This is a genomic window from Pseudomonas urmiensis (assembly GCF_014268815.2).
Classification (GTDB): domain Bacteria; phylum Pseudomonadota; class Gammaproteobacteria; order Pseudomonadales; family Pseudomonadaceae; genus Aquipseudomonas; species Aquipseudomonas urmiensis.
Window position 1 is genome coordinate 4010345 of record NZ_JABWRE020000001.1, and the last position, 22643, is coordinate 4032987.

Consider the following 22643-nt stretch of genomic DNA (forward strand, 5'->3'; position numbering starts at 1 on the left):
CCGGCTTTGGTCGAAGGAACAAATCTGTAACTTCGTGTCACAATTTCGGCCTCTACCTAGAGAGTGACCCATGGACACCCTGCAAAACATGCGTGCTTTCAGTTGCGTGGCCCAGCTCGGCAGCTTCACCGCTGCCGCAGTGCAACTAGACACCACCACCGCGAACGTGTCGCGGGCGGTCTCCAATCTGGAAGCCCATCTGCAAACTCGGCTGCTCAACCGCACCACCCGGCGCATCGCCTTGACCGAGGCGGGCAAGCGCTACCTGATGCGCTGCGAGCAAATCCTTACCTACGTGGAAGAAGCCGAAGCCGAAGCCAGCGATGCCCACGCCCGCCCTGCCGGGCAGTTGAAGGTGCATTCGATGACCGGCGTCGGCCAGCATTTCGTCGTCGATGCAATCGCCCGCTACCGCGAGTCGCACCCGGACGTGACCTTCGATTTGACCATGGCCAACCGCGTGCCCGACCTGCTCGACGAGGGTTACGACGTATCCATCGTGCTGGCTACCGAGCTGCCTGACTCAGGTTTTGTCTCGCAGCGCCTGGGGATCACCTACAGCATCGTCTGTGCCTCGCCCGAGTACGTCGCCAAGCATGGCATTGCGCAAAAGCCGATCGACCTGCTCAAGCACGCGTGCCTGCGCATGGTCAGCCCGGTGATTCCGCTGGAGAAATGGCTGTTCGACGGGCCGGAGGGCCAGGAGATGGTCAACATCACCAGCTCGCCGTTCCAGGTCAACTCCGCCGATGCGATGAAGACGGCGATCCGCAGTGGCATGGGGGTGGGCGTGTTGCCGATCTATTCGGCCATCGATGGCCTGCGCGATGGCAGCATCGTGCGGGTGATGCCCGATTACCGCTTGCAGGAGCTGAACCTGTACGCGATTTATCCCTCGCGCCAGTACCTGGATGCCAAGATCAAGACCTGGGTCGAATACCTGCGTAACTCGTTGCCGGAGATTCTTGCCGCGCATGAGGCGGACCTGAAAACCCACGAGTTACTGGTCGCCAATTGAAAAACCTGCTGCACGGCGGTGAAGGACAATGGTAGGTTGCTAATCATTGGCTTCGTCATCGTCAGTGCCGGCCCCATCGCGGGGCAAGCCCGCTCCCACCCGGCTGAAACTCTGCGTGGGAGCGGGCTTGCCCCGCGATGCGGTCGGCACTGACACTCCACCACCGCCTTGCAGAGAAGTAGCCCGATGAAAAAGACCGTCCTGGCCTTCAGCCGCATCACCCCGGCCATGGCCGAGCGCCTGCAGCACGACTTCAACGTGATCCTGCCCAACCCCAAGCTCGGCGACATCAATGCCCAGTTCAACGAAGCCCTGCCCGAGGCCCACGGCCTGATCGGCGTCGGCCGCAAGCTTGGCCGGGCGCAGCTCGAAGGCGCAGCCAAGCTGGAAGTCGTGTCGAGTGTGTCGGTCGGCTACGACAACTACGACCTGGATTACTTCAACGAGCGCGGCATCGCCCTGACCAACACCCCTGACGTGCTCACCGAAAGCACTGCCGACCTGGGTTTCTCGCTGATCATGGGCTGCGCCCGTCGCACCGCGGAGCTGGACGCCTGGACCAAGGCCGGCCAGTGGCAAGCCACTGTTGGCCCAGACCGCTTCGGCAGCGATGTGCACGGCAAGACGCTGGGCATCATCGGCCTGGGCAACATCGGCGCCGCCGTCGCCCGGCGTGGCCGCTTTGGTTTCAACATGTCGATCCTGTATGCCGGCAACAGCCGCAAGCAGGCGCTGGAACAGGAACTCGGCGCGCAGTACCGCAGCCTCGATCAGCTGTTGGCCGAGGCGGATTTCGTCTGCGTGGTAGTGCCGCTGTCTGACGCTACCCGCAAGCTGATCGGCGCTCGCGAACTGCAGATGATGAAGCCCAGCGCGTTCCTGATCAACATCGCCCGTGGGCCGGTGGTAGATGAGGCTGCGCTGATCGAGGCGCTGCAGGCCGGCACCATTCGCGGCGCCGGGCTGGATGTGTACGAGAAAGAACCGCTGGCCGATTCGCCGCTGTTCAAGCTGCCCAATGCCTTGACCCTGCCGCATATTGGCTCGGCCACGGCCGAGACCCGTGAAGCGATGGCCAACCGGGCGCTGGACAACCTGCGTGCGGCACTGCTCGGTGAGCGGCCTCGGGATCTGGTCAATCCGCAGGTGTGGAAGCACTGACAGGCCAGCCTCATCGCGGGGTAAGCCCGCTCCCACGCCATTCTCGCAAGGCTAGGTTGGCGTGGGAGCGGGCTTGCCCCGCGATGAGGGCTAACCTGTCAGCGCACAACTACAGCCCCTTGCACTACTTTGACCTTCGGTTTACGAAACACCAACACGTTCCCCGCCATCACCGCCACCAGCCCCAACAGCGCTGGCGCCGTCCATTGATAACCCTCGGCAACCGCCGACACGTTCAGCGCCACCAACGGGAACAGCACCGTGCAATAGGCCGCGCGCTCCGGCCCCATGCGCCCGACCAGGGTCAGGTACGCGGTAAAGCCGATGACCGAGCCCGGGATCACCAGGTACAGCAACGAGCCGATATAGCGCGTGTTCCATTCCATGGCGAATGGCACCCCGTTGAGCAGGCAATACACCGCCAACATCGCCGCGCCGTAGACCATGCCCCAGGCGTTGGTGGTCATCGGCTTGAGCCCGGCTTTTTGCTGCATGCTCGAAAGCATGTTGCCGGCCGAGAAACACAGCGTGCCGAGCAGCGCCAGGCCCAGGCCGTAGAGGGTTTCGCGGCTGGCAGCGTGGCTGGACAGTTCGGGCCAGAACAATAACCCCAGCCCGAGCAAGCCCATCGCCCCACCGGCCAAAACATTGCTGGCGATCCGTTGGCCGAAGAACACCCGCGCATTGAGCGCATTCCACAGGGTCGCGGTGGAGAACACCACGGCGATCAGGCCGCTGGCGATCCATTGGCTAGCAGTCAGGAAGCACATGAAGTTGACGCAGAACAGGCACAGGCCCTGGGCCAGGCAGATCAAATGGCCACGGCGGTTCATCGGTTGCAGGCGGCGGGTCAGCAGGAGGATGGCGAACAGGATCAGCCCAGCCAGGGCGAAGCGGTAGACGATCGAAACGGGGATGGCAACCACGCCCAGTTGTAGCTTGAGGGCAATCCAGGTGGTGCCCCAGATGAGCACGGTGAGCAGGTAGAGCGACAGGTTCATGGCTGGATCCTCAGGCAGGTATTGGTACCCATCGCGGGGCAAGCCCGCTCCCACGCAGATAGCCAGTGCTGGATAGGCAGCGTGGGAGCGGGCTTGCCCCGCGATGGGCATCACATGGAGCCAGTGTCGAGCCTCGGATGACCGGTGCGCTTGCACAAACTTGCGCTTTTCCATCGCCAGGCACTGCCAACCCCGCCATTGCGCAGTAGGATGGCACTCAGAGGAATCACCCATGCCGCCACTGACCCAGCTGCAAGTCTTCAACGCCATGCACGCCTCGCCCAACGCTCGCCTGGAACACAGCGCGCAACTGGGCGAGGGGCTGGCTGCTGCGTTATGGAGCAACCGCGACGATGCCCGTGACTACCAGGCGCCCAGCCATCACACCTTGTCCTGCTACATCGCCGACGGCACCGGCACATTCCGCCGCCAGCGCCCGTCCGACAAAGGCGCGCCCGACAAGCTGTGCATCATGCCCGCCGGCCATGAATCGAACTGGGTGGTCAACGGCGCCATTCGCCTGGCGCACCTGTACATCAGCGAGGAGCAGTTCGCCCTTGGCTGCATTCGCCTGCTCGATCGTGAGCCGCGCGAGATGCAGCTACAAGAAGCGACCTTCCTTGAAGATGCGCAGCAGGCCCGGCGTTTTCGCCAGCTGATCAGCTTGAACTGGGACGAGCCCGGCGAGCGCTTGCTGGCCAGCAGCCTGGCCCACGATATCGTCGACCACGCAGTGCTCAGCCAGGCCGGTCTACGCCAAGGCCTGCGCCTGAAGGGCGGCCTGGCACCGAGCCTGCGCCGGCAACTGGTCGAGTACATCGAAGCGCACCTGGATCAACCGATCACCCTGGCGGACCTGGCGCTGCGCTGCAACCTTTCCGAATACCACTTCGCCCGGATGTTTCGCGCAAGCTTCGGCCTGCCGCCGCACCAATACCTGCTGGCGCGGCGTCTGCAGCGGGCCTGCCAACTGTTGCGCCTGGGCGATCTGGCGCTGGTGCAGATCGCCCTGCTGTGTGGTTTTGCCAGCGCCAGCCACTTCAGCAATCGCTTTCGCCAGGCACTCGGTGCGACCCCTGGCGAGTATCGTGCAGCGTTCGCCCATTAGAACTCGAAGGTGCTCGACAGGCTGACTTGACGTGCATCGCCGAGGGCGACGAAGTAACGGTTGACTGCCGAGGTGTAGTACACCCTATCGAACAGGTTCTTCACGTTCAGTTGCAAGCGTACTTTGTGCTCATCCAACTGGGTCTCGTAACTGGCGAAAGCATCGGCGACGGTGTAGGCCGGCAGGTCGAAATCGTTGCTCGCGTTGCCTGCGCGCTCGCCCACATAGCGAGCGCCCGCCCCCAGCCGCAGGCGGTCGCCACCGAACAGGCTGCCGTAGTCGTACACCGCCGACAGCGAGCCGCTGTGACGGGCGACGTTCTGCAGGCGCTTGCCCTTCAGTTCAGGGTCCTTGGTCACTTCGGCGTCGGTGAAGGCATAGCTGCCGATCAAGCTCCAGCGCTCGCTGAGCTGGCCGGTCAGGTCCAGCTCCACCCCTCGTGAACGCACTTGGCCTGCGTTGCTGTAGATGATCGTGCCGGGGTTGCTGTCGCCGTCGGCGACCAGCACGTTGCGCTTGGTGATATCGAACAAGGCCAGGTTGCCGGTGAGCTGGCCGGGGATGTCGAGCTTGGCGCCCAGCTCCCAGGATTTGCCTTCTTCAGGTGCAATACCGCCATCGAGCAGCAAGGTCTGGCCGCCGCCGATGCTCAGCGGAGCGATGCTCGAATTGGGCTTGAACGACTCGCTATAGCTGCCATACAACGACAGCTGCTCATCGACCTTGTACACCACGCCCGCATTCGGCACCCAGGTCTGGCCACTGTTGTCAGTGTTGGCCTTGAACGGGCGGCCGCGTCCGGCGTATTGGTCGTACTGCTGGAAACGCCCACCGGCCACCAGGATCCAGTGCTCATCCAGGTGCAGCGCATCCTGGATAAACAGCGAGTCCGTGCGCAGCTTGTCGGTCTGGTCGCTGTCGCTGGCACGCACGTTGCTGCCTTCCTGTTGCTGGCCGTAGAGCGGATTCTCATAGCTGAAGGTCGCGCTTGGGGTCTGGCGGATGAGGTCGCCACGAAACACCTTGCGGTCCTCGTGATCGACGCCCACCAGCAGGTCATGGCGCATGCCCGCCACCACCACGTTGCCGTTAAAGCTGAAGGTGGCGAACTGATCGCGACTCATGGCGTTGTGGGTGCCGTCGATGCTGCGCGTCAGCGTACCCTTGGCTTCATTGACGGCGGTGACTCGGACTTGGCTGGCATCGTAGGTTTCGCGGTTGAAGCTGTAGCCAAAGTGCGCTTTCCAGTCATCGCTGAGCTGATGATCGACCTCCAGGCGGTACAGGTCCGAGCGCCCTTCCATGTCGTTGAAGGGCTCGTCCAGACGGCGCGTGGCGGGGATGTTCAGCGGATGCCCGTCGCTACCAAAGGCGGTGCCACGGTCGAAGGGATAGAGAAACTCGCGGTGCTCGTAGGCCAGTACCACTTGCGTGTCCTCGCCCAGCCAGGCCAGCGACGGCGCCACCAGGGATTCGCGGTGCACGCCGTAGTTGCGCCAGTAGTCTTCGTCTTCATGGTCGACGATCAAGCGATAGGCCAGTGGGCTGTCGCCCAGCGCGCCGGTGCTGTCCAGGCCACCGCCACTGCCGTTCTTGCCACTGCCGTAGGTCGAGCCGCGCAGGGTCAAGGCGTTGTACTGCTCATGTTGCGGGCGCTTGCTGACCACGTTGATCACCCCGCCCGGGTCCTGGATGCCATACAGCAATGATGCCGGCCCCTTGAGCACTTCGACCCGCTCGGTGCTGGCATTGAGGCTGCGGCCCTGCACCAGCGGCATGCCGTCGCGCATGATCGAGCCGTCGCGGTTGTCACCAAAACCGCGCTTCATCACCGTGTCGGAAGTGCCGCCGAAGTTGTTGCCCTGGGTGATGCCGCTGACATTGGCCAGGGCGTCGTCGAGGTTGCGCGGGGCCTGGTCGCGGATGACCTGGGCCGGGACCACGTTGATCGCCTGGGGAATGTCCTGGATCGGCCCCTGGCCACGCATGATCGAGGCGCTGGCCGGCGGCTGGTAGCTGTAGTCGTCCATCTGCGAATTGACGTTGGTGGCCTCAAGGTTCAGCGCGCCGGCGCTGTCGGCCAATTCCAGGGTCAGGGTACGTGCGTCGAGCCGGCGCCAGCTTAGGCCAGCATTGCCGAGCAACTGCTGCAAGGCTTGCTCGGCACTGAGCGAGCCGTTCAGCGCTGGCGATTGCAGGTTGGGCAGTTCGAGGGTGTAGACCACACTCTGGCCGGTGGTGCGGCTGAACGCGTTGAGGGCTGCGGCCAGCGGCTGGCTGGGCTGGGCGAAGGCATACAGCTGGGTCTGCTGGGCAGCGCTGGCAACCGGCACCACGCCGACGGCGGACAGGGTGCCAAGACCGAGCCAGAGAGACACGCAACGCGGGGAGAACTTCATGGACGCTGACCTGTGAGAGGGTGATTACTTGCGAATGAATCGCACTTCCACTCACTACACGGATGCCACGTCCTGGTACCTCACCTGTGCTGTGAAAAAAGTTGAAAAATACATTGCCAGTGTCGGCGCTAAGGCTACTTCAAAAGGGTCAACCGCCCCAACAAGGTGCTGCGCGAAAAGCCCATGACCTTGCCCAGCGAGTCCAACGCTAGCAGCGGCTCCTCGACCGGGAAACTTCCACTGACCTTACGCAGGCCTTGCTCGCCATCGAGCAGCACGATCCGCCCAGGGTAATAACGGCTGAGATCCTCGATCACCTGCGCCAACGGCACCTGGTAATAATTCAACCAGCCCTGGCGCCAGGCCAGGCGGCTGTCACTGTCCACCGCCAACACCTGCCCGGCCACGCCATCGGCATAGGCCAGTTGTTGATTAGCGGTTAGCTCGCGAGGCTGCTGACCCTGCCCGGAGGTTACCGCGACCCGCCCGCTACGCACCGTGACCTGCGCCCCCCCGCCCTGCTCACGCACCTCGAACTGGGTGCCAAGCACCCGCACCTGGCCACCACCGGCATCCACCAGGAACGGCTGGCCGGTATGGGTCACCTCAAAGAACGCAGCACCGCGCAACAGCCGCACGCGCCGCTCGCCCTGGGCAAAATCGATGGCTACTGCGCTGCCCGCATCCAGGGTCATGCGCGACTGGTCTGCCAGGGTGATCTGCTGCACCTGCCCAGCGCTGGTGTAGTCGGCCTGCACATCCTGCAACCAGAATTGCGGCTGCCAACCGCCCAGGGTGCCCAGTGCCAACACCAGGCACGCGGCAACCGCCAGGGCGCCAGCACGGCGTCGCCAGGGGTTGCGGGCTGGCGCCTGGCGGATGGCATCGAGGTAGTGCTGCAGGCTGTCCTGCTCCTCGCCAGCCAGTTTCGCTGCCGGCGCTTCACTCAGGCGCCACAGTGCCTGAGCCTCGGCATAGGCCTGGCGATGGGCGGGGTCGGCCAGCAGCCAAAGCTTGAACGCAGCACTCTGTGCCTCGGCGGGATGCTGATTGATCCGGCTCAGCCAGCTCAGGGCCGCCTGGGCAGGGTCGGCGCAGATCGGGTCGGTACGGCTCATCAACGGGCGCTCCCTGGTCTGCGCACGGCGGATGCGGGCTCGGCAATACTCGCCTTGCACGCTTCGAGGGCGCGCATCATATGCTTTTCCACAGCGCTCTGGGACAGTTGCATGGCCTTGGCGATCTCGCCGTAGGTGCAACCATGGATGCGGTTGAGCAGGAAAATTTGCCGGGTCCGTTCCGGCAGGGCACGCAGCGCGGCCTCGATCCGTTGCAGGTCATGCTCGACTTGCAGCGCTTGCTCCATGGCTTGGCTGGGTGAGTCTTGATCCACTGCGAGCAGGCCTTCAACGATTCGCCCGCGGCTGCCTTCACTACGCAGATGATCGATGGCCAGGTTGCCGGCACAGCGCAGCAGGTAGGTGTCCAGCGCCTCGACCTTGACCTCGGGGCGCCGCCAGAAACGCAGGAACAACTCCTGGACCAGATCAGCCGCGGTGGCACGACAGCCCACGCGGCGGCTGACCAACGCCTCCATGCGCGCACGTTGGGCGAGGAACACTTGCACGAAGCGCGCGCGGCCAGTGGCGCTGTCGGCTTCAGGCTTGCTGATGTCTAGCGGCTCGCTCAAGCGCTCACACGCCGATCACGGCCAGCAGTGGCCCAAGCACCACGCTTGCTGCGGCAAGGCCCAGCAGCAGGCGTGGCTGATAGGGCAAGCCGAACACCCACAGGGTCACGCCTGCCATCAGCACAGCGATCCACTCCACCAGCCCCAACGCCCAACCGCGCAGTTGCACGGCAAGCACCAGCGACAGCGCCAACAGCAGCCAGCCGCCGATCCGCAGCGCCCGCGCCTGAGCGCCGCTGGGCTTGCGCTTGAGCAGCTCGTTGAAGTGCTTTTCCATGCTCAGGCACAGGCCGGCAAACCCGGCAAAACCGATCAAGGCAATGCTTAGCATCCGTTCACCTCGACCACTTCAGCGCTGGCCTTGGCCGTGCGCGGGGCGCGCTTGGCGACCGTCTTGGGCGCGCGCAGCATCTTGTTCGCCGCCCAGCCGAGGAACAGGCCGGTGCCTAGCGCAGTCAGGTCAAAGCCTGCCATGGCCCAATCACCGGCAGCGATCGACTGATCCAACCCCAGCCCAGTGGTCAGCGCATTGAGCAGGGGCAACAGGGCAAATGCCAGCGCGCCCAGCGCCAGTTGCTCGCCCCAGGCCTTGCGCCCGGGTCGCAGCACGGCATGCACCAGCGACACTGCCCACGCCAGGAAGAAGGCCTTGACCTCCCAGTCGGCGCGGCCCTGCAGGGCAACCGGCAGCAGGCGGTTGGCCCAGAAGAAAGCCGCCACGCCCAGCAGCAGACCGCTCATGCTGGCAATGTTCAACACTTCGACCAGGCGCAGTTCACCCGGCAGGCTGGCGCTCTTGGCATGCTTGAGCTGGCGCTTGCCCAGCCACATCACCAGGCCGGTGCCAATCACCACAGTGCCAGCAATGCCGAAGGCAAAATACAGCCAGCGCAGCCAAGGGCCAGCGAAGTTACCCATGTGCAAACCGGCGAAACTGAAGGCGGTCATCATCGCAGCGGATTCCGGGGCGCCCTGGCGCAGCAGCTCGCCGCTGACGCCATCGAAGGTCCAGTTGGCGCTGCGTCTGTAGGCCACGTGATCGGCGGCGGCCTGGGTGAAGGTGACCCGGGCACTGCTGTCGCCAGGGTTCTGAATCTGGATGTAGCCCATGCGCGCACCGGGGGCCAGGGTCTGGACCTTGGCATAAAGCTCGGGCAATGGCGCCATCGGCGCGGCAACGCCAGTCACTGCAGGTGGGTCGTCGCGGCCGAACAGGTCGTTGAAATAACCGCCACTATCGCCGTAGCTGGCAAGGATGCCGGCCGGCATCACCATGTACATGAACAGCACCAGGCTGCTGTAGCTGATCATCAGGTGGAAGGGCAGCACCAACACACCGATCGCGTTGTGTCCATCCAGCCAGGAGCGCTGGCCCTTGCCCGGGCGGAAGGTGAAGAACTCCTTGAAGATCTTCTTGTGGGTGATGATCCCGGTCACCAGCCCAAGCAGCATGATGAAAGCGCACAAGGTCGATAGCCAGCGGCCCCATGGGTAGGGCATTTCGAGCTGGAAGTGGAAACGGTAGAAGAACTCGCCGCCGCGGCTGTCACGGGCCTCGACCGGCTCGCCACTGTGGGCGTCCAGCGCTTTGCTGGTGAAGCCGCGCCGGCCTTGGGCGTTGGGGTCGCGCCAGTTGACGCTCAGGGCCGCCTCGCGCTCATTGGGCAGGCGGATGAACCAGCTGCTGGCGTTGCCGGCGTTGCTCTGCAGGTACTGCTGGGCCAAGCCCAGGCTTGCGACCGGGTCGAGCTGATGGCTGCGGATCTCCGGCTGGGTCCAGTGGCTGATCTCTTCCTTGAAGTACGACAGCGTGCCGGTCAGGAAGATGGCGAACAACAGCCAGCCGAAGATCAGGCCGGTCCAGGTGTGCAACCAGGCCATGGCCTGGCGGAAGCCCTCTTTCATGGGTTTTTCATCCAGTAGGCCAATCCATTGATCATCCCCAGCAGCAGGCTCGGCAGCAGCACGCCAAGCCAGGCGCGCCAGGCGCTGCGACAGGCAAAGCACCAGATGAAGGCCAGCAGGTAGAACACGAACGACGACAACAGGCCGGTCAGGGCCGCGTCCACTTGCGCCAACGGCGCCAGCAAGGCAATGCAGACACTGGTCATCGACGCCAGCAGGTAGCCGCCCAGCAACGCGGCCAGGCTGCGTGAAGTCACGGCCAGTCGATAGCTCAGGGGCAACCCGGCGGCTTTGCTTTTCATGACGCGGTCCGAGAAAACGGGGCTGCAATAATAATGATTTCAATTCTCATAAGCAAAGTTCAGGCGACACGTTTTGATGAAATCCGTCGATCGGCAAGGATTGCCGTAGGTCGATCGCCTGAATACAATGCGAACAATTCTTACTTCCAGTTGCGCAATCAGGCGCCGGAGTGTCGACGGTGTCCAGCGCCCTCTCTTCCACGGTCGAAGGCCTTTATCACGCCCACCACAGCTGGTTGACCGGCTGGCTGCGGCGGCGCCTGGGTTGTCCGCAAAACGCCGCGGACCTGGCCCAGGACACCTACATCCGCCTGCTGCAGGCACGGGAAGTGCCGCAGCTGGTAGAACCGCGGGCCTTTCTGACCACGGTGGCCAAGCGCGTGCTGTGCAACCACTTTCGCCGCCAGGAACTGGAGCGCGCCTACCTCGAGGCCTTGGCCCAGGTGCCCGAAGAGGTCGCGCCGTGCGAGGAGCAGAAGGCGATCATCTTCGAGACGTTGCTGGAGCTCGACCGCTTGCTCGACGGCCTGGCGCCCTTGGTCAAGCGGGCGTTCCTGCTGGCTCAGGTCGATGGCCTGGGCCAGGGCGAAATCGCACGCGAGCTGGGCATCTCCCTGGCCACGGTCAAACGCTACCTGAACAAGGCGGCCATGCGCTGTTACTTCGCCCTGTGAACAGCACCTTCTGCGCGCAGGTGGCCGAGCAGGCCGTGCACTGGCTGATCGAGTCCCAGGACGAAACGTTCGACGCTGCCCAGCAGCAGGCATTCGAGCGCTGGCTGGCCGCAGACAGTGAGCACCAGCGCGCCTGGAGCCATATTCAACAGGTCAACCAGCGCCTACGTGGCGTCGCCTCCCCGGTGGTGCACGCCACCTTGCAGGCGCCGCCCTCCCCGGCCCGCCGCCGGGCACTCAAGGCGCTGCTGCTGGTGGGCATGGCCAGCGCCGCCGGCCTGGGCCTGCAGCAGCACACAGCGCTGCCTGGGCTGATGGCCGATTATCGCAGTCCGGTGGGGCAGCGGCGGCGCATGACCCTCGGCGACGGCAGCGAGCTGCAGCTCAATACCCGCAGCGCCGCCGATGTGCGCTTCGACGGCCAACAACGGCTGGTGCGCCTGTTCGAAGGTGAACTGCAACTGCAAGTGGCCAAGGATCCACGGCCGTTGCTGCTGCGCAGTGCCGAGGGGGTGCTGCGCCTGGACCAGGGCCGGTTCAACGTGCGCCAGTTCAGTGGCTTTAGCTTGGTGTCGGTGTTCGACGGCAGCGCGAGCGTGGCTGGGCACGCCTTACTGGCGGGGCAGCAGGCCAGGTTCGCTGGCAGCGGGTGGCAGGCGATCGCCCCACTGCAGCGCAATGTTGGCGCCTGGGTCGACGGCATGCTGGTGGCCTCGCAGATGCGCCTGGCGGATTTTCTCGACGAGCTGGGGCGTTATCGACACGGCCAGTTGGGGTGCAGCGAGCAGGTCGCGGACCTGCGTATTTCCGGCTCGTACCCGTTGGATGACAGCGAGCGGATTCTGCAGATGCTGGAGGTGGCGCTGCCGGTGCGGGTGAGGCGCTTTACCCGGTACTGGGTGACGGTTGAATCCCGGACCAGTTGAGTCAGTCGGCTGTCAGCACCGACCTCTTCGCGGGCAAGCCCGCTCCCACAGGTACAGCGCCAACCCTGAGATCAGCGCTATCCCCCGTAGGATCGGCGGTGTGCCGCTGCGACTTGCTCGCGAAAAGGCCAGTACAGACACCGAAATAAAAAGGTTTTGAAAAATATCGAAATCACCTGAGCCATTTAGCAACGCTCGCGTGACAGAGAAGGCAAAACCCCTTCTCAAGGACCACTCACATGCTGCTTCGCCCCAGCCCTCTCGTTCAGGCACTTTTGCTCGCCACCACCCTCGGCCTCGCTGTGCCCGCCACCCAAGCGGCCGATGCCCGCGCCTACCACATCGTGGCCGGCTCGCTGGAAGATGCGCTCAACCAGTTTGGCCGCGAAAGCGGTGCGCTGATCTCGTTCGGCTCGCAGTTGACCCAAGGCCTGCAAAGCCCAGGGCTGGACGGTCAGTACGAGGTGCGCCAGGGCCTCGATGCCTTGCTGCGCGGCAGCGGCCTGCAAGCCCGCCAGGAGGCCGACAATGCCTTCAGCCTGCAACCCATCGTCGCTCCTGCTGCCGGTGCGCCAGTTGAATTGGGTGCCTCGACCGTGGTCGGCGACTGGCTGGCCGAAGCCCAGCAGGACAACGTTTTCGAGCACCCCGGCGCGCGTGACGTGATCCGCCGCGAAGCGTTCGAACGCAGCGGCGCCAGCAGCGCGCGCGAAGTGCTCAACCGCATCCCCGGGGTCAATGCCCCGGAAAACAACGGCACCGGCAGCCATGACCTGGCGCTGAACTTCGGCATCCGTGGCCTCAACCCACGCCTGGCCTCGCGCTCGACCGTGCTGATGGACGGCATCCCGGTGCCGTTCGCGCCCTATGGCCAGCCGCAGCTGTCGCTGGCCCCGCTCAGCCTGGGCAACATGGACGCGGTAGACGTGGTGCGCGGCGGCGGTGCGGTGCGCTACGGGCCGCAGAACGTCGGCGGCATCGTCAACTTCGTGACCCGCGCCATTCCTGAACAGGCGACCTTCAAGGCCGCCATGCAAAACCAGATCAGCCCCTCGTCCAGCCACGATGGCTTCAAGAACAGCGCCAACCTGCTGGTCGGTGGCACCAACGACAACGGCCTGGGCGGCGCGCTGCTGTACTCCGGCACCCGTGGCGGCGACTGGCGCGAACACAGCGACACGCAGATCGACGACCTGATCCTCAAGGGCAAGCTGCAGCTCGACGAGGCCAACAGCCTGCACGCCATGGCCCAGTACTACGAGGGCGAGGCGCAAATGCCTGGCGGCCTGAGCAAGGCCGACTTCGATGCCGACCCGTATCAGTCGACCCGCTTGAAAGACAAGTTCTGGGGCCGTCGCACGCTGGTCAACGTCGGTTATGACTACAAGCAGGATGACCGCCAGTTCAGCGTCAATAGCTTCTTCACCAAGACCCTGCGCAGCGGTTATCTGGACCAGGGCAGTTTCGTCTCGCTGTCGCCGCGCGAGTACTGGGTGCGTGGTATCGAAACGCGTTTCTCGCAAGGCCTGGCGCTGGGCGACAGCTGGCACGAACTGGGCGTTGGCTACCGCTACATCAACGAGGCCGGGCACGAACTGCGCTTCCGCGAGCCGGTCAATGGCGAGCTGCCCACCACCGCCAGTCGCAACGACCGCGACACCCGCGGCAGTACCGAAGCGCATGCCATCTACCTCGATGACCGCATCGACATCGGCCGCTGGACCATTACCCCGGGCGTGCGCTACGAGATGATCGATTCCGAGCAGAGCAACAAGCTCAACGGCCAGCGCTACCAGGGCAGCTACAACACCGCCCTGCCGGCGCTTAACGTGATGTACCACTTGACCGACAGCTGGAACCTCTACGCCAACACAGAAGGCTCGTTCGGCAGCGTGCAATACAGCCAGATGCCCAACCGGGTCAGCAGCGGTGAGGTGAAACCGGAGAAAGCGCGTACCTGGGAAGTCGGCACCCGTTACGACAACGGCGATTTGCAGGCAGAAATCGGCGCGTTCCTGATCAACTTCGACAATCAGTATGAAAGCAACCAGACCAACGACTCGGTGATCGCCCGTGGCGAAACCCGTCACCAGGGCATCGAGACCAGCGTGCGTTATGCCCTGGATGGCTTGAGCCCTGCCCTGGCCGGCTTCGATGTGCATGCCAGCTACGCCTTCGTCGATGCCACTATCCGCGAAGATGGGCCGAACAAAGGTAACCAGGTGCCGTTCTCGTCCCGCCACAAGGGCACCCTGGGCGTGGGCTACACCGAAGGTCCGTGGCAGTTGGACCTGGACAGCAGCTTCCAGAGCAGCCAGTACGCCGACAACGCCAACACCGGCGAAGAGAGCGCGGATGGCAGCACCGGGCGGATTCCTGGCTACATGCTGGTCAGCACCCGCGCGGCCTACGATTTCGGCCCGCAGTTGTCCAACCTCAAGGTCGCGGTGGGGGTGAAGAACCTGTTCAATCGCGAGTACTACACCCGCTCGTTCGATGACAACAACAAGGGCAAGTACGTCGGCGAACCTCGGACTTTATACCTGCAAACATCGGTTGCGTTCTGACGGCCCTAGATGATTTCGAATTTATTGCAACAGGAAATTTTTCTTTCTCGGGGGGTTGAATTCGCCGCGCGGATGCCTGACCTTAGAGTCAAGAGGCGAAAAAATTCCACAGGCCTCAGTGGCCTAGGCACGTCTCTTTGCGAGCAAGCTGAATAAGGATTGAAGTCATGCAAATCCAGGTCAACAGCAGCAACCATATCGAAGGCAACATCCGGCTTAACGAGTGGGTCCGCAGTACGCTTGAAAGCACCCTCGAACGCTACGAGGACGACCTCACCCGCATTGAGGTCCACCTGCGCGACGAAAACGGCGCCAAGCCCGGACCGCATGACAAACGCTGCCAGATGGAGGCTCGCCCCAAAGGCCACCAACCGATTTCCGTGACCCACACCGCCACTTCGCTGGACCAGGCGGTCGATGGCGCCGCCAGCAAGCTGAACAACGCGCTGGAACACTTCTACGGCAAGCTGCGTAGTAAGCGCGTGATCCTTGAAGCGCATGACCCCGAGGAATGATCGAGGTTGCTTGAACACAAACGCCCGGTGCATTGCACCGGGCGTTTTGGTTTGTGCCTTGACCCGATCAGTGGCCCTGAACCAACCCGCCTGTACGTCGGTCAACCCCTGCATTGCCAATTACAGATGCGCGATCATGAACAATCCATTCGATCAAATCAGCGACGCCTTTGCCCCACGCTACCGGGTCAACCTGAGCATCGAACGCCTGGATGGCAGCATCATGCTGACCTTGTCCGATGACAGCGGCATCGTCGCCAAGCGCCTGATCAGCCAAGCCCAGCGCAACGACCCCGTGCGCTTGCAGCGGGTGATCGACAGCATCCGCCTGGGCCTTGCCATCGAACAGGGCGAGAACCCCCTTGAGGTGCTCGCAGCCCTCACCCGCGACCCACGCCAGCAGCATTTCAGCACCAGCCACATCGCCAACTGAGCGCTAGCGGCCCTCGTCGACTTCCTTGCCGCTGGCATCCAGCACCCGGCTCGACGGGTAGCGGTAGGAGGCATAGCGCACCACCAGGATCGCAAAGGCCAGCAGCAGGATGCCGCCGCACAGGTACAACAGGCCAACATCCGGCGCCTTGTGGTGCGACACATCGCCGATCAGCAAGCGGGTCAGCGCCGTGATCGCCACGTACAGTAAAAAGCGAATGGGCATGTGGTTGGTCTTGAAGTAGATCCCCACCATCGCTCCCAGCTCCAGGTAGATGAACAGCAGCAGGATGTCATCGACGCTGACCCCACCTTTGCTGAGCATGTCCAGGAAGGTCATCACAGCGGCCCAGGCCGTGATCCCGCCGATACCGAACAACGCCAGGTAGTGGAACGACTCGACGCACAGGTTGCCCAGCGAGTCGGCCGAGCCATGCAGGCCCTTGCGCAGTTTTTCTGCCCATTTGATGTTCACGATGTTCGATTCCCCGATACGAGCTGAAGGATGATGCGCCACGCCTGTGACGCTTGTGCCATGCAGTTAAAGGGCCAGGCCCTTGGCTTGGAAGGCGACCGATTGCCGCAAGGCACCTATGGGCTACGCTTTTCCCGGATATAAATGGCCACTATTGGGTTGCATTGAAGTGGCCAGAGCGATTACTGTATATCGATACAGTAATTGATCAATCCAACCAGCTAAAAGGCACAGAGGTGATGAATGGCCGTCGAAGTGGTGTACCGCAGCAGCCGCGACCCGGAGCGTTTGTTCATGATTTATCGGACAGTGCGAGTGTAACGATGCAGCGCCAGGCCTTGCAGTCTACGTTTAAAGACTATCCAAATCAGTCAGTTAAGCTAGTACACCTGTGGTCCGTTAGATAGGTTTTTTCGAGGTCGATGTACAGATGTGAGCGATCACGGGTGTACAGTTACCCCCTAGGTATTGATTATTTTTTCAGAGCACTGCCACAAGTTGTTGGGTAGACCATAAATTTTGAGAGGCCGATTATGGCAGTAGAAGTCTTGTACCGAAGCACTCGCGATTTGGAGAAGGTTTTTTTGGATCGAAAATTAGCTGATGCACATGACCAAATGCTTGAATTGGCAGAAATTTTAACTGCCGTTCTCATTAAAAATGTACCGGGCCTTGACGAAAAACAAGCGGAGGACGCAAGCATTTTTATGGCGAAAAATAGAGCAATCTTTGCGTCGGCGTTTAAGAGTGGTGCTAATGCGTTAGATCAGTTGACAGGGAAAGACGATAGCGCCAATTGAGATGGTGTCACAACACATACCCAACCCATTTGATGCAGGGCGGAATCAGCATGCTTGAACGTCCCGCTTTCGGCCCCATAATCGCTTTTGATGATGGATAGCTATGGACGGGGCGTTGCTTAAACTACTGAGCCTAGAAGTCCGATCGAATCCCCGAAGCATCGAGAGTTTCATGGTCTTCGGATGTACTCGCCGCAGAGTTGATCCAATCCTCCTCTTGATCGTGCCAGTCGCCCGTGTCTACCATCAAAGAGTCTTCGACGAACTCTAGCGCCTCAGGATTTGGATTTGCCGCTTCGCAGGTCAATTCGCAGGTGTAATCGAACGACTCATCTAGTTCGGCTCCATCGCCCCTTCTGAGATCAGAGTTAGATCCCCACTGCAGTGTTACCCCTATGCTACCGCTTACCCTGATATGTACGGTCTCAGAGGTGATACTGGTAACCTCATGCGAGTCCACGTAGATTTCTTCAAGGGAATAGTGCGTGGCTAGCTCATCCACAGCGTCCAAACTTTCCCCAACAATCTGCTGGACCGTTGCATCATTGATCGCATGCGATAAACGATCCCCGACGGCGGCTCTGCACTCTTGGATGCAGGCCATCAGTCCGGCCACGGCTTCGATTGTTTCTACTGCGAGGCGCTCGATATCGTCTTCTTCCAAGAGGAAAACTTCTGGTGTGATGTGGACGTACCCGTTCAAACGGACTACGGCATCTCGAAGCTCCTCAAACTCCTGAGCGAAGTCCAACCGGAGCTTTGTTCGCACGTAGTGGTTGGAAAGCCCGCCCTGCGTTGCATACACACACCGCTCGACTCGCGTTACCTCCGGGACAACGCCTTCTGCCTTCTGCTGCCACCATATGCACTTTTTCACCTCGGCGTCTGGAGCAAGGCGCTTCAGCGTGTGACCCACCAGCTCGCGCATAGCAAAGGCGAAGTTATGAAAGCGCAGCCTGTTCCTGCGGTCTTCGAGATTAAACATCGCAGCTTCATAAAGGCAACGCTCGAACTGAGCATCACCGATTAACTGCAAGATCCTTTCGTCCATGTTCTTCCTCTCGTCTACGACCATTCCGGATCATCGCTCAGAGCGGGAATGGAAGTCACCTATAGGCTAAGCGCAACGGATGTTATGCGCTTCAGGGGACCATGCAGTCAGGGCTTGGCCAATAATGGCCGAGCAAGGGGCAACAGCCCCAGATCCATGGTAACTGCCGCAGCCTCGCGTTAAATCCAACGACGCTCAAACACAGCATGCTCGTCGACCGGCGGGACATCCATTCGAACCCAACCAGTTAAGCAGTTCATCATCGACTCGCTAGTCAAGATCTCGGTCATGATGAACTGCTCCATAGCCATATTCATCAGTGTAAGCGGCGACGAATACCTGCTTGATTGTCCTCTCGAATCGCTTCATGATCGTAAGTTCTAGCCAAACTCATAAGCAACTTCGAAGCAACAAATGGATGTGAAAACTGTAAAGCTTCACTCCAAGTTCGATATCTAGTAGCGAGCTCGCGTTCTTGCTCGCCCCCCTCACCACGAAAATGTGCACCCCGAGAGTTGTAAACTCCTGTATGCGCCCCCTCCATCATTGGCTCAGACTGAATATCTTCAATCACGTTACGAACAGGCGTGCACGGCCAGATGCCATCTTTTCCCACTGGTGCGTGCGAAAGGAGCTTCCCAATACAAACATCCGCAATGTCTCCACGACTCAGTTCGTTACACGACTGGCGGACCGCCTCTATCCATTTCGCAAGACGCACTTCATCAACCTCGCCGAAATCATCCTGTCCAGGCAGGCGGTGTATAGTCTCTAGCAACCTGTAACCGCGCTTGGCCATTTCGCCTATGCGATCTGGCGTGATTTGAAACTCAGCAGGGTCGGTCGCGCCATCCGCTCGTTTGTACATCCAGCAAATTGCCTGAACGTATAATTCAGGATGCTGCTCAATGTATTTTTCAAGATTGGGAACTTTGGAAACTTCGGACCTGCTCCAGGGTTGTCCTAATACATCTATATATGCGAACTCCAGGCTAGCCATTTGCTCAAGAGATATAGATGAAGATCGATTTAACTGATTGAACGCTTCTTCGACGTGGTAATGCTCTAGCATGTACTGATCAGGCAGATCCCTACCACCTTTTGCCATCTCTGACAACAGCTTGAAAATTACCATTCCGTCAATTTTAGCTATCTCATATCGAATGCACGAAAATGCTGCGCGAGGTCTTTCGGCATTTAACAAGCGCTCGACAGCTTCGCTGCTCTCCGATTCTGGGCCATGCAGCCATTCCGGCGCTACCTCGCCCCAGTAACGTAACTGAGCACGCTCTCCAAGGGTATCAACCAGCTTCCAAGTGCCTTTTCCAAACGGGGCAAGCAAGAAAAGATCAACCATACCCTCCTCAGACTCACCAGAGATGACTTTGAGCAAGATGGTTTCGCGCTGAACGTCATCCGTGATAGCTCGAATTGCACCACCGATGAGGTTCTTCTGAGAATGGACCTCACTCTCACCGATGAGGATCGGATCAAGTGCAAGTCGAAGTAATTCGACCAACTCCGATTCCGACAGGACGGAGCCAGCGGCAAGGGAACCAATCACCCAAGGAGCTCCTCCTTGTTCGGACAATTTTAAAATTCCGGAAAAACCACGTTGCATGAATACTTCGCGTAACGCTTCTGCTCTCTGATCGTTGATGCGCTTTTCACGCTCACGGTAGTTAGACTCTTCAATATTCTCTAATTCGTCAGCAGACTCCTCGACCCAAGCATTGCGGAACAGCCACAAATACTTATGAAGTAGATCGCTCGGTTCAAGCGCGTCATAGGCGGCTTTTCCTGCTGCGGTTAAACTGTCGTCAACACCAGTCCTCTTCGCACGTAGAACCGCACGACGCGATAGTGTTGAAACTCGAATTTTCTCGCGCATCACTGCCTTGTCAGCGTCACTTGCCTCAGCCTTTGCCCAACTCTCAATTAACTTCCATACTCTAGCCTGGTCCTCGTTACTCAGCGATTGTAAGCGATCGACTAAATCACTGAGCATTTCCAAGGTGTAATCCGCCCAGCTCAAAGAGAGCTCAACCACCTCACGTACAAACTCTCTAATCGGCCCCCACGTAGGAAGGGGCTCGCCGTATCCATAACCATCAGCGCGCCATCGCGGCTTGTGACTATAGTCGCCAACTTGACTGTGATTCTCAAACTGAGCGATACAAATCTTCCATGCGACATCAGGAAACTTCAAAGCTAGTTTCTTAATCAAATCCACACGTTGGGGTAGACTTGCCGCGGTCTGAGGCATCCATGCTCGAAAAATCGAGCGCAGCGAATTTGCGGGCTTGTTGAGCCAGTTGTCCTTAATCTCTATCTGCGCGAGCCGTGCGAGAATCAAGGCAGCACGGTGTAAGGTAGCGGGATTCCATGACAGCCCTTCAAGCGCCCACAACAACCCCGTTCGACTTGGGCTACCGCCTAGCAAGCCCGGGCTGACTGGCCTCAGAAGTCCAAATACCGCAGGACTCTCCGATCGAAGGTCCCGCTCCAATATAGATAGAAATTCATCTGGAGCTGCTTCTGCATAAGTCGGAAGGTCGCGATCATTAGCTTCTAAAGCTCGTGTTGTTAAAGGAGCCCGAAGCAAATCACGAACTACCCGAATTACCTCCGTTTCAATATCAATGCCGAAGCGCCCCCTGAACACTTCTTCGCCGTGAACCGCGAGTAAAACCAACGTTTCCGATATGCCTTCTCTGAAGGTGCTGGAGAATTCGCGCACCTTGCCATGATGTGGCGCAATCCAACGCTGGTCTTCATCAAGGTCGAGAGCGGGGTCGTCCTCTCCTAGGACCATGCGTGCCATTTCAAAATAGCGAGTTAGGTCAACTTCCATGATCCCGTCAGCGGCTGCGTAGAGCAGATCAAGCTTTGAAACCACTCCTCTGGCGGTGCCTATCGACCATATCGGCGCGTCGTTAAGTTTTGCCAAGTTTTGACAGTCTTTTTCAAGCTCGTCGTAGGGGCGCTCACCAGCCAGAAGTGAGAGCCCTATTTTATCGGCGTCGTTCCGGCTATCCCAAGCCCCGACGAGCAGAAATGGAACAAGCTTGGTTGCTATATGGACGTTCGCAGCCCACTCTGGCAATTGCACTGCTTGTACGGACGAGAGACGTCTTCGCAAAACAGTAAGAGAGCGGCCCGAAATTTTAGCAAGCTGAGTGACTTCATCCCTACTCTTGCCCATCCCTTCCAGGGCCGTATTGAACGCCTGATAGCTAGCCGGCTCCAAGATTACATCAGGAATCTTTATTGCGGCATTACGAGGATAAATTACAAACGAGTGCATAGACTTTGCGAAGGGAGCAAGATCTCGCTCAACCTCACGAGTGTATACGACCGGTATGAACGTTTGTTTACCCGAAGCGAGCCGAGGCAGCACATCAGGCTTGTCAAATACCAAGACCCGATCTCGATATGAAGCTAACTCTTCACCGCCATATTCACTAAGTAACTGGGCAAGAAATGCAAGCGCCTCTTCTGTTGAATCTGCAGCGATAGTAATTGGACGCTCTGGCGTATTGGATAAGCGGCTTATAACTGTGCGCTTTGCAGACTCAATCGCAGAATTGAATAGAGCACCTGTGAGAGGAGGCGCTGCGACCTCGGCCCAGTCTGCCCAGCATTTGTCGAGCGAACGAACGGCCTGTGCTGGGGTGCATGTCTCATTGGCGAACCATGCTTGGGCTGGCAGAGACTGCTCAAGCCATTGCTCAAGATCGCTCGCGTCATAAGCACGCACATCCCTCCACAGATTTAGCTCTTTCTTAGAATTAACCCAGGTAGCCTTCCCAGCCCAACGGCGGGGGGTAACAAACACAAACGTCGTTTCGGCACGCTCTCTGTCTTCGAGCGCAGCTACGCTCTTCTCAAAGTCGCCACTTGCTTTAGAGCGGGGATCTTCATTGGTTCCAAACTCCCAGCCGGAGCGACCGACTGGAATCCAAGGCGTCCCCTCGCCTGCTGTAACGAAACCATCCCACCCCGGTCGCTCGGCATCGTCATTGCCAGGAAAGTCGACTTTTGTGAGCCCGCGGCCGGTCGAGTGCACAAGCGTGCGCAAGAAAACGGCCAAGCGGGATCGCGCTCGAATGCTGTGGGAGACCCACCCTTCAATGGCATTAGCCTGAATCGCTAGGAATGGGGGGACATAGGTCACCGCATCAACAGGCGCTGCCTTTCGCTGGGCTCGCGACGCCTCGTATTGCGCCTGCATCTCCATCAAGTCCCTGAGCGGAAACTTAAACGCCTTCTCTAGTCGGGCAGCCATTTCCGCAGATAAAGCAGCCTTACCATTGAGCAGGTTCGATAAGGCAGGCCGCCCAACGCCTACAAGCTGGGCAGCCTTCGTGACTGACATCCCGGACGGGATGACCTCTGTCTTAATGCGTATCCCAGGGTGTAGAGCATCGATGGTCGGCATCGTGAATCCTCGGTGTATTAAGCTGTGGAGTCGAGCTCGCTCCAAAATATTGTATTGCGTAGCGCTACACAATACACTAATGTAGCTCCAGCAGGAGAGATGTGGACCATTTGACTGCTTGACCCTGTCAGGAGACGTAGGATTTTCGTCAAAGGCCTAAAGCTTGAATCAGCGGGCG

General features: G+C 60.3%; 19 protein-coding genes. 9 read left to right on the forward strand and 10 right to left on the reverse strand.

Annotation, left to right across the window (positions count from 1 at the left end; genetic code table 11):
• Nucleotides 1–70 precede the first annotated feature (70 nt).
• Together HU737_RS18005 and HU737_RS18010 are read left to right on the forward strand one after the other, a co-directional pair.
• Complete coding sequence (locus HU737_RS18005; RefSeq protein ID WP_186553798.1) at nt 71–1018, forward strand: LysR family transcriptional regulator; 948 nt, start codon at nt 71–73, stop codon at nt 1016–1018.
• Nucleotides 1019–1204: 186 nt separating this feature from the next.
• The gene (locus HU737_RS18010; RefSeq protein WP_186553797.1) at nt 1205–2179 is read left to right on the forward strand and encodes a 2-hydroxyacid dehydrogenase; all 975 of its coding nucleotides are present in this window, start codon (nt 1205–1207) and stop codon (nt 2177–2179) included.
• 98 nt (nt 2180–2277) lie between these two features.
• On the opposite strand, the gene HU737_RS18015 is transcribed toward HU737_RS18010, so the two are convergent.
• Nucleotides 2278–3180, reverse strand: coding sequence for a DMT family transporter (locus tag HU737_RS18015; RefSeq protein ID WP_186553796.1), 903 nt, complete (start codon nt 3178–3180; stop codon nt 2278–2280).
• A 232-nt stretch (nt 3181–3412) separates the two neighbouring features.
• Between HU737_RS18015 and HU737_RS18020 the strand changes: the two genes are divergently transcribed.
• On the forward strand, nt 3413–4288 hold the full coding sequence (locus tag HU737_RS18020) for a helix-turn-helix domain-containing protein (RefSeq protein ID WP_186553795.1): 876 nt from the start codon (nt 3413–3415) through the stop codon (nt 4286–4288).
• Here the strand turns inward: HU737_RS18020 and HU737_RS18025 are convergent.
• From HU737_RS18025 to HU737_RS18050, 6 genes are all read right to left on the reverse strand, one after another.
• Nucleotides 4285–6687 (reverse strand): TonB-dependent siderophore receptor, encoded by a 2403-nt coding sequence (locus HU737_RS18025; RefSeq protein ID WP_186553794.1) that lies wholly within the window; start codon nt 6685–6687, stop codon nt 4285–4287. The two genes, HU737_RS18020 and HU737_RS18025, sit on opposite strands and share 4 nt — an antisense overlap.
• 134 nt (nt 6688–6821) lie before the next feature.
• Nucleotides 6822–7805: a FecR family protein gene (locus tag HU737_RS18030; protein ID WP_186553793.1), complete on the reverse strand. Its 984-nt coding sequence runs from the start codon at nt 7803–7805 to the stop codon at nt 6822–6824.
• The gene (locus tag HU737_RS18035) at nt 7805–8377 is read right to left on the reverse strand and encodes an RNA polymerase sigma factor (protein ID WP_186553792.1); all 573 of its coding nucleotides are present in this window, start codon (nt 8375–8377) and stop codon (nt 7805–7807) included. The genes HU737_RS18030 and HU737_RS18035 overlap by 1 nt, the downstream gene beginning before the upstream one ends.
• 4 nt (nt 8378–8381) lie before the next feature.
• A complete protein-coding gene (locus HU737_RS18040) occupies nt 8382–8708 on the reverse strand; it encodes a DUF3325 domain-containing protein (RefSeq protein WP_186553791.1) in 327 nt (108 codons plus the stop codon).
• The gene (locus HU737_RS18045) at nt 8702–10282 is read right to left on the reverse strand and encodes a PepSY-associated TM helix domain-containing protein (RefSeq protein WP_186553790.1); all 1581 of its coding nucleotides are present in this window, start codon (nt 10280–10282) and stop codon (nt 8702–8704) included. The genes HU737_RS18040 and HU737_RS18045 overlap by 7 nt, the downstream gene beginning before the upstream one ends.
• Nucleotides 10279–10584, reverse strand: a complete 306-nt coding sequence (locus HU737_RS18050; RefSeq protein ID WP_186553789.1) for a DUF3649 domain-containing protein — start codon at nt 10582–10584, stop codon at nt 10279–10281. The genes HU737_RS18045 and HU737_RS18050 overlap by 4 nt, the downstream gene beginning before the upstream one ends.
• Before the next feature lie 179 nt (nt 10585–10763).
• Here HU737_RS18050 and HU737_RS18055 point away from each other — a divergent pair, with 179 nt between their 5' ends.
• The 5 genes from HU737_RS18055 (at nt 10764) to HU737_RS18075 (ending at nt 15699) form a co-directional block, all read left to right on the forward strand.
• Entirely contained in the window at nt 10764–11258 is a 495-nt protein-coding gene (locus HU737_RS18055) for a sigma-70 family RNA polymerase sigma factor (protein WP_186553788.1), read from the forward strand.
• Nucleotides 11255–12184: a FecR domain-containing protein gene (locus HU737_RS18060; protein ID WP_186553787.1), complete on the forward strand. Its 930-nt coding sequence runs from the start codon at nt 11255–11257 to the stop codon at nt 12182–12184. The genes HU737_RS18055 and HU737_RS18060 overlap by 4 nt, the downstream gene beginning before the upstream one ends.
• Nucleotides 12185–12423: 239 nt before the next feature.
• Nucleotides 12424–14751: a TonB-dependent Fe(3+) dicitrate receptor FecA gene (fecA, locus tag HU737_RS18065; protein WP_186553786.1), complete on the forward strand. Its 2328-nt coding sequence runs from the start codon at nt 12424–12426 to the stop codon at nt 14749–14751.
• Between the two features lie 167 nt (nt 14752–14918).
• Complete coding sequence (locus HU737_RS18070) at nt 14919–15266, forward strand: HPF/RaiA family ribosome-associated protein (RefSeq protein ID WP_186553785.1); 348 nt, start codon at nt 14919–14921, stop codon at nt 15264–15266.
• Nucleotides 15267–15402: 136 nt separating this feature from the next.
• Nucleotides 15403–15699 carry a DUF3509 domain-containing protein gene (locus HU737_RS18075; protein WP_186553784.1) on the forward strand — a complete coding sequence of 99 codons (297 nt, stop codon included), beginning with the start codon at nt 15403–15405 and terminating at the stop codon, nt 15697–15699.
• 3 nt (nt 15700–15702) lie between these two features.
• Here the strand turns inward: HU737_RS18075 and HU737_RS18080 are convergent, their stop codons facing one another.
• The gene (locus HU737_RS18080; protein WP_186553783.1) at nt 15703–16173 is read right to left on the reverse strand and encodes a phosphate-starvation-inducible protein PsiE; all 471 of its coding nucleotides are present in this window, start codon (nt 16171–16173) and stop codon (nt 15703–15705) included.
• Between the two features lie 533 nt (nt 16174–16706).
• Here HU737_RS18080 and HU737_RS18085 point away from each other — a divergent pair.
• A complete protein-coding gene (locus tag HU737_RS18085) occupies nt 16707–16973 on the forward strand; it encodes a YebG family protein (RefSeq protein WP_186553782.1) in 267 nt (88 codons plus the stop codon).
• A gap of 133 nt (nt 16974–17106) precedes the next feature.
• Here HU737_RS18085 and HU737_RS18090 read toward each other — a convergent pair whose 3' ends face one another.
• Both HU737_RS18090 and HU737_RS18095 read right to left on the reverse strand, forming a co-directional pair.
• Nucleotides 17107–18024, reverse strand: a complete 918-nt coding sequence (locus HU737_RS18090) for a pPIWI-associating nuclease domain-containing protein (protein ID WP_217838538.1) — start codon at nt 18022–18024, stop codon at nt 17107–17109.
• Between the two features lie 316 nt (nt 18025–18340).
• Nucleotides 18341–22465: a HigA family addiction module antitoxin gene (locus HU737_RS18095; protein ID WP_186553780.1), complete on the reverse strand. Its 4125-nt coding sequence runs from the start codon at nt 22463–22465 to the stop codon at nt 18341–18343.
• Between the last annotated feature and the right edge of the window lie 178 nt (nt 22466–22643).